General features: G+C 37.7%; 13 protein-coding genes. 5 read left to right on the forward strand and 8 right to left on the reverse strand.

Annotation, left to right across the window (positions count from 1 at the left end; translation table 11 throughout):
- Positions 1-30: 30 nt before the first annotated feature.
- The 5 genes from dnaN to ACXAGS_RS04395 form a co-directional block, all read right to left on the reverse strand.
- Positions 31-1,149 (reverse strand): DNA polymerase III subunit beta, encoded by a 1,119-nt coding sequence (gene dnaN / locus ACXAGS_RS04375; protein WP_474904868.1) that lies wholly within the window; start codon positions 1,147-1,149, stop codon positions 31-33.
- A 123-nt stretch (positions 1,150-1,272) separates the two neighbouring features.
- A complete protein-coding gene (gldG, locus tag ACXAGS_RS04380; RefSeq protein ID WP_474904870.1) occupies positions 1,273-2,940 on the reverse strand; it encodes a gliding motility-associated ABC transporter substrate-binding protein GldG in 1,668 nt (555 codons plus the stop codon).
- A 2-nt stretch (positions 2,941-2,942) separates the two neighbouring features.
- Positions 2,943-3,671: a gliding motility-associated ABC transporter permease subunit GldF gene (gene gldF, locus ACXAGS_RS04385; protein ID WP_474904872.1), complete on the reverse strand. Its 729-nt coding sequence runs from the start codon at positions 3,669-3,671 to the stop codon at positions 2,943-2,945.
- 4 nt (positions 3,672-3,675) lie between these two features.
- Positions 3,676-3,972 carry a putative quinol monooxygenase gene (locus ACXAGS_RS04390; protein WP_474904873.1) on the reverse strand — a complete coding sequence of 99 codons (297 nt, stop codon included), beginning with the start codon at positions 3,970-3,972 and terminating at the stop codon, positions 3,676-3,678.
- The gene (locus ACXAGS_RS04395) at positions 3,969-4,802 is read right to left on the reverse strand and encodes an SAM hydrolase/SAM-dependent halogenase family protein (protein ID WP_474904875.1); all 834 of its coding nucleotides are present in this window, start codon (positions 4,800-4,802) and stop codon (positions 3,969-3,971) included. The genes ACXAGS_RS04390 and ACXAGS_RS04395 overlap by 4 nt, the downstream gene beginning before the upstream one ends.
- 119 nt (positions 4,803-4,921) lie before the next feature.
- On the opposite strand from ACXAGS_RS04395, the gene ACXAGS_RS04400 reads away from it, so the two are divergent.
- From ACXAGS_RS04400 to acs, 5 genes are all read left to right on the forward strand, one after another.
- Positions 4,922-5,881, forward strand: coding sequence for a PhoH family protein (locus tag ACXAGS_RS04400; RefSeq protein WP_474904877.1), 960 nt, complete (start codon positions 4,922-4,924; stop codon positions 5,879-5,881).
- A gap of 3 nt (positions 5,882-5,884) precedes the next feature.
- Entirely contained in the window at positions 5,885-6,841 is a 957-nt protein-coding gene (locus tag ACXAGS_RS04405) for a phosphoribosylaminoimidazolesuccinocarboxamide synthase (protein WP_474904879.1), read from the forward strand.
- A gap of 186 nt (positions 6,842-7,027) precedes the next feature.
- Positions 7,028-7,282 (forward strand): DUF4212 domain-containing protein, encoded by a 255-nt coding sequence (locus tag ACXAGS_RS04410; RefSeq protein WP_010517298.1) that lies wholly within the window; start codon positions 7,028-7,030, stop codon positions 7,280-7,282.
- A complete protein-coding gene (locus ACXAGS_RS04415; RefSeq protein ID WP_474904881.1) occupies positions 7,282-9,057 on the forward strand; it encodes a sodium:solute symporter family protein in 1,776 nt (591 codons plus the stop codon). The genes ACXAGS_RS04410 and ACXAGS_RS04415 overlap by 1 nt, the downstream gene beginning before the upstream one ends.
- 29 nt (positions 9,058-9,086) lie before the next feature.
- The gene (acs, locus tag ACXAGS_RS04420) at positions 9,087-10,994 is read left to right on the forward strand and encodes an acetate--CoA ligase (RefSeq protein WP_474904883.1); all 1,908 of its coding nucleotides are present in this window, start codon (positions 9,087-9,089) and stop codon (positions 10,992-10,994) included.
- Between the two features lie 35 nt (positions 10,995-11,029).
- On the opposite strand, the gene ACXAGS_RS04425 is transcribed toward acs, so the two are convergent.
- From ACXAGS_RS04425 to ACXAGS_RS04435, 3 genes are all read right to left on the reverse strand, one after another.
- Positions 11,030-11,383, reverse strand: coding sequence for a hypothetical protein (locus ACXAGS_RS04425; RefSeq protein WP_474904885.1), 354 nt, complete (start codon positions 11,381-11,383; stop codon positions 11,030-11,032).
- A 478-nt stretch (positions 11,384-11,861) separates the two neighbouring features.
- Positions 11,862-12,509: a 3'-5' exonuclease gene (locus tag ACXAGS_RS04430; protein ID WP_474904887.1), complete on the reverse strand. Its 648-nt coding sequence runs from the start codon at positions 12,507-12,509 to the stop codon at positions 11,862-11,864.
- A gap of 1 nt (position 12,510) precedes the next feature.
- Positions 12,511-14,430, reverse strand: coding sequence for a DUF294 nucleotidyltransferase-like domain-containing protein (locus tag ACXAGS_RS04435; RefSeq protein ID WP_474904889.1), 1,920 nt, complete (start codon positions 14,428-14,430; stop codon positions 12,511-12,513).
- Positions 14,431-14,446: the final 16 nt, after the last annotated feature.

The following is a 14,446-nucleotide window of genomic DNA, read 5'->3' on the forward strand; positions in this document are numbered from 1 at the left end:
TGGTTTTTTTTAAGATTATCTATTTTGGAATTACCCGTTTAACATAACCGGCATTACCAACATAGTTACTTTTTCTCCCTCATCTAGACCATCTGCTGGGGTTAAAATACCTGCTCTATTAGGCAAGCTCATTTCTAAGGTAACATCATCAGAAGAAAGGTTGTTTAACATTTCTACTAAAAAGCGTGAGTTAAACCCAATTTGCATATCGTCTCCTTGGTATGCACAAGACAAACGCTCTTCTGCCTTGTTGCTATAATCTACATCTTCTGCAGAAATATTTAACTCTGCACCTGCAACTTTCAAGCGTATTTGATGCGTTGTTTTATTAGAGAAAATAGACACACGCTTAACACTACTTAAAAACTGTGAACGGGATATACTCAACATATTAGGGTTTTCTTTTGGTATTACCGCTTCATAGTTTGGGTATTTACCATCAATTAACCTACAAATAAGCTCACTATTATCAAACGTAAACTTTGCGTTACTTTCGTTGTATTCAATTTTTACTTCGCTTTCAGAACCTGCTAAAATTCCTTTCAATAAATTTAAAGGTTTTTTAGGCATGATGAACTCAGCTACTTCCGAAGCACTGATATCCGCTCTTTGGTATTTTACCAATTTGTGGGCATCCGTTGCTACAAAGGTTAAGTTCTCCGGGGAAAATTGAAAAAATACACCGCTCATAACCGGGCGCAAATCATCATTACCAGCGGCAAAAATGGTTTTGTTTATGGCAGTGGCCAATACATCTCCTAAAATAGTGGTAGAACTTGGTTCTGTAAGTTCTATTGCTTTTGGAAATTCTGCACCATCTGCATAGGCAAGGGCATACTTACCATGGTTAGAACTAATCTCTACCGTATTGTTGTCTTCTACCACAAAGGTTAGCGGTTGTTCTGGAAACGTTTTTAAAGTGTCCAATAGCAATTTTGCCGGTAAGGCAATTAGCCCTTCAGAATCGGAATCTACCTCGATTACGGAACTCATGGTGGTTTCCAAATCAGAAGCGGATACGGTTAAGCTGTTCTGCTTTAAATCGAACAAAAAGTTATCTAAAATTGGCAAGGTGTTACTGTTGTTGATTACACCGCCCAAAACTTGTAGTTGTTTTAATAAATACGTACTAGATACTATGAATTTCATCAAATAGATTTTTGCAATCCGGTTTCTACATTTTTCAATTTTAGCCGCAGCTAATGTGCTTACAAATGGCTAACAGCAAATATATCTTAAAACTACGGCGTTAAGAAACTAATTTATTAACACTTAGCTTTTAAAACTTTGCTTTCTATACCAACTATAGAATAATCCTAATAAAAGTAATAAACTTACTGGTAATAAGGTGTTTATAAGTTGCCATTTTTGTTTGCTATCCACGATTTTTTGTGGGTCCAATAGGGGAATACTTACTTTTTTATTACGGATGTTTATAAGTCCAGTATCATCTAACAAATAATTTACGCAGTTTATCAAGAATTCCTTGTTTCCATAAAAACTGTTGGTCCATTTATCAAAGCCTAGCTCTAAGGGTCTACCACGCTCTATTTGGTTTTTAACAACGTCACCATCTGCTATCACGATCATTTTATTACTAGGCCCTTTTTCCGCAGTAGTGTTAAGTACAATGGGTTTAACCCTGTTTTTATAGGCACTGGTAAACGCACCTTCTACCAATACGGCCAAAGGGGTGCCTGCATTGGGCACATAATCTTCCTGTTTTGGTGGTTTTGCCAACAAGTTCAGGTTTATTTCTTTGGGTATGCCCTCTGTTCTGGAAAGAGGAGATGCCTGTAGCAATACGGTTTTCTTATAGGCATTGGATAAGGTGTCTATACCATTTGCAAATTGCAATCGTATGGCTTCTATATTTTTGTTTATAGGGTGATTTTCCCTTGAAAAAACCATAGGATTATAGGGCCAGGGGTACGGATTGTATTGGCTGTCATTGCCGCTACCATTTGCCATTACAATAGGCGTATTGTACAAATCGTTTACCAATACCGGATTTACACGTACGCCATATTTAAATAACAAATCGTCTAACTCCAAATTAAAAGGAAGTGCAATAGCGCTACCGGTCTCGTTATACAGACTATCCATTTCCATGGCCACTTGGTCTAGTAACCATAGTGTTTTACCACCATGTACCATGTATTGGTCTAAAACATACTTTTCTTGATCGTTAAAGGCTACTGTAGGTTTGGCAATTAGCGCCATATCAAAACCTTTTAATTGCTCTAAAACACCATTTGCATTAGAACTAACGGAATCTAGGGTTATAGCTCCAATATTGTAATACTCCTTGATGGTAGTAAGAAAATCGGCTAGGTATTGATCGGCTAGTTCTCCATTCCCTTTTAAAACGGCAATTTTCTTTTTATTTGTTGTGGTTAATTTGGTAAAGGCGTCCGCAAAAGCATATTCCAAATTTTGAACGGAATTGTTGATCCGTTCTTCTGGCGTTGCACCTAACTTATTTTTTAATAAGGGTACTTTTACTGTTTTGTTGCCATAGTTTATCATGGCCCAAGGAAAAACAAACTCTTGAGAGGTTTTACCATCCTCGTTAATGGTTACAGAAGCTGGTTTTAGACCCAAACCCTGTAATTCTGCCATGGTTTGTTCTTTATTGGTTGCACCTTCTAATGGATTAACCAAGTTATACGAAATTTTACCATTTTCTGCCTTAAACTGGTCTAGGAGCAGCAGGGTTTCGTTTTTTAAACGATTGAATTCAGATGGTAAATTGCCTTGTAATAAAATGTCTACAATTACCGGGGCTTCAAATGGAACTACCGTTTCCTTAGCCGCTGGGGATAAGGTATAACGCTTATCTTCGGTTAAATCAAATCGAGTGTAAACTAAGGCGGCCAAAAGGTTTAAACCAACTAATACAACTAGTGCTAGCGCTATATTTTTAAGATTCTTTACCATAACTACCTCTTTTTTTGAATTTGCAAATAGCTTAAGTAAAGAAAGAATAGGGTTAGACTGATGAAATAAACCAAATCCCTAGTGTCTATAATACCTCTTGCAATACTATTAAAATGCGTGTTTGCACCTAGACCGGAAACCAATTCTTGGGTACCCCCATCTAAGGACAGCGAGGCTAGGGCATCAAACCCAAAAAAGATTAGAAAGCATAAAAGCACACCAAGTAGAAAAGAAAAGATCTGATTGTTACTTACAGTTGACGCAAATAAACCAATAGCGTGGAAAAGCCCAATTAAGAAAAACAGACCAAAATAAGAACCTATGATTACCCCTAGGTCATAATTATTAGTGCTCATGCCCAGTGCACCAATACAAAAAACATACACCAGGGTTGGTAATACCATTAGCAAAGAAACTAAAAGCGTTCCTAGATATTTGCCCAATATAATTTTGGGGATGCCAATAGGTTTTATTAAGAGCAATTCCATAGTACCCATTTTATATTCCTCTGAAAAACTTTTCATGGTTATGGCAGGTATAATAAATAGAAAAATCCAAGGTGCAAATAGGAAAAACTTACTTAAATCTGCAAAACCGTATTCTAAGAGGTTATAATCGCCCTTAAATACCCAAAGGAAAAGGCTGCTGAGAATTAAAAAAACACCTATGATTAAAAATCCTAAAGGTGAATTAAAGAAAGATTGAAGTTCTTTTTTTAGTATAGCATTCATTGATTTACGCTAAAGTATGTTTTTTGGTTACACTCCATGCTTCTGGTTTAGCTGCGAACAGGACCTTAGTTTTGCTCCAAACCGACTTGAAAAAATCTGATTGCCTATAGCTTTCCAAATGATCTTGGGTGTCCCAATAGCTATAGGTGAAAAATTGCTGTGGCGAATTTACATCTTGATATAATTCTAAAAAATTACAGCCTTCAAAATTTCTAATATTAGCCTTGGTTTCTTCAAAAATACGCTCAAAGGTGGCAATTTCTTCTGTTTTGAAAGTCAGTTTTACAATTCTTACGATCATGCATCAAAATTAATGGTTATGATATCTCGGTATTGTAGCCCTATTAAGGTAGAAACACCGCCAACGGTATTTAAATCACTCTTGTAAATGGCCAGCTCTAGGTAGCCTGCAGCATTAAAAAGCGCCAATAGGTCTCCTGGTCCCTTGCGTTGATTTTTTTCTTTGTTATAATCTACAATTCCGTTGTAACTTTTTTGTATGGCTTTTATGCTTTGCCTTCTTGCGGTTATTTCAAAAGACCGGCCATTGCGGTAGGCATCAAAAGTGCTGCGTTCTATATTGGTAACTACATTACCGTAATTGTCAATATAGATTACATTGCCAATAATAGTATTGCCATTATTTTCGATTCTTGGCTTAAAATCACGTAATTCCTTTAGTTCGTTAAAAGGCGTACAAACCACTTCTGGTTGCCCTCCTCTTGCCAAATGTGCTGCCACAGGAACAAAAATATCTTGGGTTGGAAAGCTTGATATTTCACCATTTGGGAGGTTAATGGCCATAATTTTTTCTGGTAGTTTTTCTGAGGTAACCAGTGAAATAACCCCATTATTGGCGCTAATAAAATAATGCCCATCTACCAATACCACTATATGTTCGTTTTCTGGAGACCATTCCGCATCAATTCCAATGATATGAATACTACCTTTAGGGAACGCTTTATAGCTATTTTTTAGCAAATAGGCACATTCATGAATATTAAAAGGAGAAATGGAATGTGAGATATCAACAATAGTGGCAGTAGGCACTTCTGTTAGTAATGCCCCTTTTAACACGGCTACAAAGTGGTCCTTGGTTCCAAAGTCTGTGGTAAGAGTAATTATCGCCATATAGGCTGTTAATAGTTTTTTGCTAGTTAAAACTGTATTTTGGTTAAGTTTGTTTGTAAAATTAAATAAAAACAAAGAACAGCGAATTTATTACCCCACAACTTTAATACTTTCTTTTTTTGAACGAACTAATAATAGAACTTACAGAGATTAGTCCAAGAGATTTTTTTGGCAATCAAAACGAGAATATAGAATTACTCAAAAAGTATTTTCCTAAACTAAAAATTGTTGCCCGTGGTAATAAAATAAAGGTTTATGGCGATGAAGAAATGTTAGAAGAGTTTGATCGCCGTTTTGACATGATAACGGAACACTTTGCCAAATACAATAAAATAGATGAGAATGCTATTGAAAGGTTACTGACCAGTGATTCCAAAGAAGAAGTACAATCTTCTGCAGCTAGTGGCGAAGTATTGGTACATGGGGTAAGCGGTAGACTAATAAAAGCACAAACCGTAAACCAACGTAAGTTGGTAGATGCCATTATGAAAAACGATATGGTTTTTGCCATTGGACCAGCAGGTACAGGCAAAACCTACACAGGTGTGGCAATGGCTGTTAAGGCATTAAAGGAAAAACAGGTAAGACGCATAATTTTAACCAGACCAGCCGTAGAAGCTGGTGAGAACCTAGGTTTTTTACCCGGGGATTTAAAAGAGAAGTTAGATCCTTACATGCAACCTTTGTATGATGCCTTACGGGATATGATCGCTCCAGAAAAATTAGATAAATACATAGAGGACGGTACCATACAGATTGCACCAATGGCCTTTATGCGGGGTAGAACGCTAGACAATGCGTTTGTTATATTAGATGAGGCACAAAATACCACCCACGCCCAAATGAAGATGTTCTTAACCCGTATGGGTAAAAATGCAAAATTTCTTTTAACGGGGGATCCAGGGCAAATAGATTTACCTAGAAGGGTAATCTCTGGTTTAAAGGAAGCTATCTTAATCCTGAAAAACGTAGAGGGGATTAAAATTATCTATTTAGATGATAAAGACGTTATTAGGCACAAACTGGTGAAAAAAGTTATAGAAGCGTATAAAGACATAGAGCATCAAAATCAATTTTAAAAGATGGCTGTAAATACATTAATGGACACCCACTACACTTTTGCAAAACAGCAAGGTGTTTATAAGGGAAAGGTAAGAGAGGTATACACCTTAGAAAATGATATTTTGGTCATGGTGGCTACAGACCGTCTTTCTGCATTTGATGTGGTAATGCCCAAGGGTATTCCTTACAAAGGGCAAATATTAAACCAAATTGCCACAAAAATGATGCAAGCTACGGAAGATATTGTACCCAATTGGTTATTGGCAACCCCAGATCCTAATGTAGCGGTAGGTAAAGCTTGTGAACCTTTTAAGGTAGAAATGGTAATCCGTGGTTATTTATCTGGCCATGCGGCACGTGAATACAAAGCGGGAAAACGCAGTTTATGTGGTGTTGCCATGCCAGAGGGAATGAATGAAAACGATAAATTTCCAGCACCAATTATAACGCCAGCAACAAAAGCAGAACAGGGTGATCATGACGAGGATATTTCCAGAGAAGACATTTTGGCAAGAGGTATAGTTTCAGAAGCGGATTATAGGGTGCTAGAAAACTACACGAAAGCACTGTTTGAACGAGGAACTGAAATTGCGGCCCAAAGAGGTCTTATTTTAGTTGATACTAAATATGAATTCGGAAAGACCAAAGAAGGGCAAATTGTATTAATAGATGAGATACATACCCCTGATTCCTCTAGATATTTTTATGCGGATGGTTATGCAGAGCGTCAAAAAAACGGAGAAGCACAAAAACAGCTATCAAAAGAGTTTGTTCGCCAATGGTTGATTAGTAATGGTTTTCAAGGTTTAGAAGGCCAAACCGTACCGGTTATGTCAGATGAATATATCAACTCCGTTTCTGAAAGATATATAGAGCTATATGAGAGTATAACAGGGGAAACTTTTGTGAAAGCAGATGTAAGTAATATCCATGAACGTATAGGGAACAATGTAAATAGTTACCTTAAAGAATTATAGTTTTAGATAATATTGATTAAACAACCCTAATAGTTTGCTATTGGGGTTGTTTAGTTATATAACAATTTCACTTCAATGCTTTTTAGTTAAAAATGTAGTAAACTCTCAAAATATTGCGTTGGTTATATAGAAATGTTCATATATACACTTTAAAAATTTTCTATCTTTCAGGTTCAAACTGAACCAATGCAAACTGAACAACACAAGAAATACTGGCGTATTAATCTTACCTATTTAGCTATTTTATTGGCTATATGGTTTTTAGTCTCTTATGGCTTTGGCATACTGTGGGTAGAACAATTAAATACCATCCGTTTGGGCGGTTTTAAATTAGGCTTTTGGTTTGCCCAACAAGGTTCTATATATGTTTTTGTACTGCTTATTTTTATTTATGTTGTTCTAATGAATCGTTTGGACAAGAAATTTAATCTAGACGAGTAATGGGAATACAAACGTGGACATTTATTTTGGTGGGCATTACGTTTGCCCTCTACATAGGAATAGCTATTTGGTCTAGGGCAGGTTCTACAAAAGAATTTTATGTTGCCGGTGGAGGTGTTTCTCCTTTGGCAAATGGGTTAGCTACCGCAGCAGATTGGATGTCTGCCGCCTCATTTTTGGGCATGGCGGGCATAATTGCCTTTTCTGGGTATGATGGCTCTGTTTATTTAATGGGTTGGACAGGCGGTTACGTACTTCTAGCTTTACTCTTGGCGCCTTATTTAAGAAAATTTGGAAAGTTTACCGTTCCGGATTTTATTGGAGATAGATACTACTCTAATGTAGCAAGAACGGTGGCTATTGTTGCGGCATTATTTGTTTCCTTTACCTATGTGGCCGGCCAAATGCGAGGTGTGGGCGTTGTATTTAGTCGATTTTTAGATGTTGAGGTAAATACCGGTGTGTACATTGGTATGGCCGTGGTGTTGTTCTATGCATTTTTAGGTGGAATGAAGGGTATTACCTATACCCAAGTAGCTCAATATTGTGTGCTGATTTTTGCCTTTATGGTACCTGCAATTTTTATCTCCCTAATGGCTACTGGTAATCCCGTACCACAGATAGGAATGGGGTCAGCCGGAAGTGATGGCGTTTATTTATTGGATAAGCTAGATGGTTTAATGACGGATTTGGGTTTTACCGCATATACGGATGGTACCAAATCTAAAATGGATGTTTTTTTTATAACTGCTGCACTAATGATGGGTACCGCTGGTTTGCCCCATGTTATTATTCGGTTTTTTACCGTTCCTAAAGTAAAGGATGCCCGAAAGTCTGCTGGTTTTGCATTGCTCTTTATTGCTATTCTATATACCACTGCACCGGCAATTGCGGTGTTTGCCCGTACCAATTTGATGGAAACAGTGCAAAACACCCCATATAAAGAAATACCGGCCTGGTTTGCCAAATGGGAAGATACAGGACTTATTGCATGGACAGATAAAAACAAAGATGGAAAAATACAGTATGCTCCCGGAAATGCCCTGTTAGATGCTAAACCAGTTTTTGAGACTAAAAGAGGGGTTAACGGAGAACGATTAATAGCCAATCCAAGTCCAACAGCAAATGAATTATATGTGGATCGGGACATTACCGTATTGGCCAATCCGGAAATAGCTAATTTACCCAATTGGATAATTGCTTTGGTTGCTGCAGGAGGACTGGCGGCTGCTTTGTCTACCGCTGCTGGTTTACTCTTGGTTATTTCCACTTCCATTTCTCATGATTTGGTGAAAAAACAATTAGCCCCAGAAATATCAGATAAGAAAGAACTGTTGATCGCAAGGTTATCTTCTTTGGTGGCAGTATTGGTAGCTGGCTATTTTGGTATTAATCCACCAGGATTTGTCGCATCCGTGGTAGCCTTGGCTTTTGGCTTGGCGGCATCGTCTTTTTTCCCTGCAATTGTGTTGGGTATTTTTAGTAAACGCATGAATAGGGAAGGTGCCATCACCGGTATGTTAGCTGGTTTGGCCATAACCTGTTATTACATAGCCCGCTTTAAACTGGGATGGATAGGTAATCCAGAAACTGCAACGCAAGACTATTGGTGGTTTGGTATTTCTCCAGAAGGTTTTGGTACTGTTGGTATGGTGGTCAATTTTATCATCGCACTATTGGTTTCGACCTTTACGCCCGCACCTCCAGCACATGTGCAAGTAATAGTAGAGAACATTAGAATACCTAGTGGGGCAGGTGAAGCTATAGAACATTAAACAGAAACAATAAAGACTTATATTTTACAATGAGTAATTACCACATTAAACATTTAGAAGAATATTTTCAAGTATACCGTAGATCCGTTAGAAATCCTGAGAATTTTTGGGAAGAGATAGCCGAGGAACACTTCTTATGGCGTAAAAAATGGAACAACGTTTTAGAATGGGATTTTAGTAAACCAGAAGTAAAATGGTTTTCTGGCGCCCAACTGAATATTACGGAAAATTGTATTGACCGCCATTTACATGTTAGGGGAGATAAAACGGCCATTTTATTTGAACCTAACAATCCAGATGAAACGGCGGAGCATATATCCTATTTAGAACTGCACAAACGGGTTTCTAAGTTTGCGAATGTTTTAAAGGATAAAGGAATAAAAAAAGGGGATAGGGTTGTCATTTATTTACCTATGATACCAGAATTGGCTATTTCCCTCTTGGCCTGTGCACGTATTGGAGCCGTACACTCCGTAGTGTTTGCTGGTTTTTCGGCTTCGGCCTTAGCAACCAGAATTAACGATTGCGAGGCTAAAATGGTAATTACCTCAGACGGTTCTTATCGCGGTGCAAAAACTATCGATTTAAAAGGGATTGTGGATGAGGCTTTAGAAAGCTGCCCAACCATAGAAAAAGTGTTGGTGGCCAAACGTATCCATTCCGATATCAAACTAAAAGAAAATAGAGACGAATGGTTACAGCCATTATTAGATGAGGCATATGGCGATTGCGTACCGGAGATAGTGGATTCTGAAGACCCCTTGTTTATTTTGTATACTTCGGGCTCTACGGGTAAACCCAAGGGAATGATGCATACTACTGGAGGATATATGGTCTATTCTGCCTATTCTTTTAAAAATGTCTTTCAGTACAGGGAAGAAGATGTGTATTGGTGTACGGCAGATATTGGCTGGATCACGGGGCATTCCTATATTGTGTACGGCCCATTGGCCAACGGTGCAACAACGGTTATGTTTGAGGGTGTTCCTTCGTATCCTGATTATGGACGTTTTTGGGAAATTGTGCAAAAACATAAGGTTACCCAATTTTATACGGCACCAACGGCAATTAGGGCCCTAGCTAAAGAAAATATTGATTTTGTTACCAAGTACGATTTATCGTCCTTAAAAGTTTTAGGTACCGTTGGGGAGCCTATAAACGAGGAGGCTTGGCATTGGTACAATGATCACGTTGGCGAAAAGAATTGCCCTATTGTAGACACTTGGTGGCAAACCGAAACAGGCGGTATTATGATATCTCCCATACCGTTTAGTACGCCAACAAAACCCACCTATGCCACGCTGCCCTTGCCAGGGATACAACCCGCTTTAATGGATGAAAATGGTAAAGAAATAAAGGGTAATCAGGTAGACGGCAGATTGTGTATAAAATACCCTTGGCCCTCTATGGCTAGAACCATATGGGGTAACCACCAACGCTATAAAGACACGTATTTTTCTGCTTTTGAGAACATGTATTTTACAGGCGATGGCGCTTTACGTGATGAGGTTGGGTATTACCGGATTACGGGTAGGGTAGACGATGTTATTATTGTTTCTGGGCATAATTTGGGAACCGCACCTATAGAAGATGCTATTAACGAGCATCCAGCGGTGGCAGAATCTGCTATTGTTGGTTTTCCGCACGATATTAAGGGAAATGCACTTTACGGGTTCGTGATTTTAAAAGAAACAGGAGAATCTAGGGATAGGAATAACCTACGAAACGAGATTAATCAGCAAATTTCTGATAAAATTGGTCCTATTGCCAAACTGAATAAAATACAATTCGTGACCGGACTACCAAAAACCCGTAGTGGTAAGATAATGAGACGGATACTCAGAAAAATTGCCTCTAATGACCTAGGTAATTTGGGAGATACTTCAACTTTATTAAACCCAGAAGTAGTGGACCAAATCATAAATGAGAAACTTTAAGAGTAAAAAAGGTCTGGCATAAGCCAGACCTTTTTTTAATTTAAAACTATTTCATCAATAAAAATAAAACTATTGCCTCCGGGGTCTGTGTGCCAGTCTTGGTTTTTACCTTGGTTCACGATTTCTAATTCTATTCCTTTAACCTTTACGGTCTCAAATTCTAAGGTAATGAGGTTTCGTTGCACATCAACATTAGGGGCGTTTTTATCTAAATCAAGAGTTTTTAAGGTTTTTTTTGCCCCATTTTCTGTAATTCCCACCACTTTATAGCCTACAGGTGAAAAAATCCAACTAGTGGGAGCTGATAAATGACTTACACTTATACTGCTAATTTCATGGCTTTCCTCAAATAGAAATGTTCCCTTAAAGTTTTGTTTTTCGTACCCCAACCATTTACCGTCTACAAAATTGGTACTACCTCGTTTACCATCAAATAAGGTTACTTCTTGCTGTGCTGCATATTTTTAATGTGGTTTAGCTTGTAATTTACCCGCTTTAATAGGAACACCACTTTTTATTAAGTCGCGCTTGGCATATTCACTTTTTCCCCAACCTTCTTTTTCACTAAAAGCCAAAAGTGTTTGGGTTTTATGAATGAAAAACGGATTGGAATATACGTTAAACAGGGTATCTTTAGCCTTATTTATTATTCCATAATAGGTGGTGGCTTCTTCAAAGGAAGTCTCTAAAGTGCATAAAACTTGTGGTTCATTGCAATTTATTGAGTTTAGTTTCAGTAAAAGATAATTTGATATATCAATAATGTACTATTTTTTTCGACGGATAACTAGTGTAAATAGATTAGTGGCAAGGAGAAGAATCTCTATTTTGTTTACACATTGCAATGATTAGGTAAAGCATTTTGTACTAGAACCAGATAAAACGTTTTTTGTTTTCTAAATCTTTAAAGTATTTTGGTTTTATTCTATTTGTAATGCGTAAAAATGCTAAAGCGGTTATATAGGCGTCACCTAGGGCGGTATGGCGATCTGCTTTGCTAATTTTAAAGGTATCTGCAAGAAAATCTAGTGTATATCGCTTTCGCGATTGTTCAGATTTGGGTGCTAATTTTTTATAAAGCAATGCAGTGTCTATGGATTTGTTTTTCAAATCTGGTAATCCGTTTCTATTCAGGGCTTCATTAATCATACCTATGTCAAAAAAGGCATGATGTGCCACCAAAACAGAACCTTCCAATAGTTTCAAGAGCCTTTTTAAACCTTCAATTTCAGTTATTCTTTTTGCTTTACCATTTTTAAGAATTCCATGGATTTTTACAGTGCTAGCATCAAACGTTTCTTGGTTAATAAATAGTTCTACGGCTTCGTTTACTCTAATCTCTTTGTTTTGTAAAACAAGGGCCCCAATACTTAAAATACGGTCTTTTCTTAAATTAAAACCTGTGGTTTCTGTATCTAGAACTACATACCTTATTTGGTCTGGATGCTTATTTGTGGCATTTTTAAGAGAATGGATATAATCTTGCCAATAGTGTGGAAGAGATGGGTTTGCCATTTTATCTTATTTGAGCTACTTTAAACCTAAGATTTATCAATTCTTGTATTTCTTTTATGGTCTTAAAGGTTCTTTTCAACTTCATTTTTTCTTCCTTATTTAACCTTTCTAGTTTTATGTATCTGCCGGTATCCTTATTTTCTAATCCTTGCTTGGTTCTAAACTTTAATAATGCTTTAAATGCATAACTGCTGGCTAAATATATTTCCTTATTGTTCGGTTCTAGCTCTGCCAACTTTTCATAACGTTCCCAAGTATTGGAGATTCCGGTTATGTTATGGGAAAGTATCAATACCCGTGCAGCATCACTTAAGGGCATCAGGGTTCTTTTCTTAAGGTCGAACTGGTCTTTGTGTTCCCCATCTTGCTCCACCAAAAAAGACCTAAAAAATCCAGAAGGGGACGGGTTGGTCAGTGCATTGCCTGCAACATGGGTCAGGTATATGGGGTATCTGCCAATTTCTTTAAGGATGTATTCTGATAATTGAGCTACCAAATGGTCGTCTCCGTATGATTTAGAATAATCAAAAAAGATTAGGGATAACAAAACCTCATCTGGTCCTGGGTTGGTAATCCAGTTAGTCGTCTGTTCTTTAAAACCATCAATGCTGGTGCACCATTTAGGGTTAGAGGCCATCATGTATGCTGGGCAATACGCATAACCTATATGGTGTAGCCCCTTGGTGATTTTTTTTGCCAATTCCAGAAAATAAGCTTGGGTATCCTCAAATAATTCTTCCGGTACGTTTTCAAAGACCAGCGCATTGTCTTGGTCGGTATGAAGCATTTGCTCTTGCCTGCCTTGGCTGCCCATGGCCAACCAAGCAAATTTTACAGGGGGTGGATCTTGCATGGTTTCTAAAGACAATTTTATGATCTGCTTAGTGCAGGCATCGTTGATTTCAGAGATAATTTTTGCCACCAAACCCATTGGAATATTCTGGTCTAAATATCCTCTTAAAAGATTCATAGTACTTTTTCTAAGTGGTTTTAGCTGAGCAACAGTTTTGGTACGTTTAATTCCTTTAATCAAAACAGACGGGTTGTTGCCTAAAGACAACATAATATCGTTCTTAGAAAGTATGCCCACGGCTTTTGAATTTACAGTACCATCTTGTGTTAATACTAAATGACTGATGTCGTTTTTCATCATGGCCATTTGTGCTTGGGTAACCGTCATTTTTTTTGGGTAGGTAATTACCGGGCTACTCATAATCTGTTCGGCCGTTGCATGGGGCGTAAAAAGACCTGTAGCAATTTTATTTCTCAAATCCTTATCCGTAATAATGCCTACAGGTAGCTCATTGTTGGTAATGAGCATAGCACCAATGCGATTTAAGGTCATTTGCTCCGCAATGGTTTTAATGGGGGTTGCAGCGTTGCAACTAACTAGATTTTTGGCATATTTTACATCTTGTACATCTAAGAGAACGCTTTTATCCTTAGTAGGGTTAAATTTAAAATCGTCCCCAAATAATTTTCCTTTATGACTTTTTGAGTAGGGATTTCTGGTATTAGAGGCAAAACTTTCTACTAAAAAATTGGCTAGACGCTCGTTGGATTTCAGTAGTGGCCTAAAACTAGAAAATGGAATGGCGTAAAGAATGCATTCTTCTTCTGTTCTAGCTTGTAATCTATACTTGTCTTGTGCCATTAAAGGGCGTAAGCCAAAAATATCTCCCTCATCACAAATATCTACAACAATTTGTTCTTGTACACTCCACAGGGCTACGGCTCCTTTATGCACGGTATAAAACACGTTGTGTGCGGTTTCTTCTACATCAAAAACAAGCTCGTTTTTTTCCTTGTAAATAATGGATACCTCTTCGGAAAGGGTTTCTATCTGGTCTTGCTGTAAATATGAAAATGGGGGAAAACGTTTAAGAAAGTCCGCCACCCTAAAAGAAATTGTATTCTGCATGCCTTAAAAATAGTTA

This window comes from Croceivirga sp. ABH4_376 (assembly GCF_056160685.1).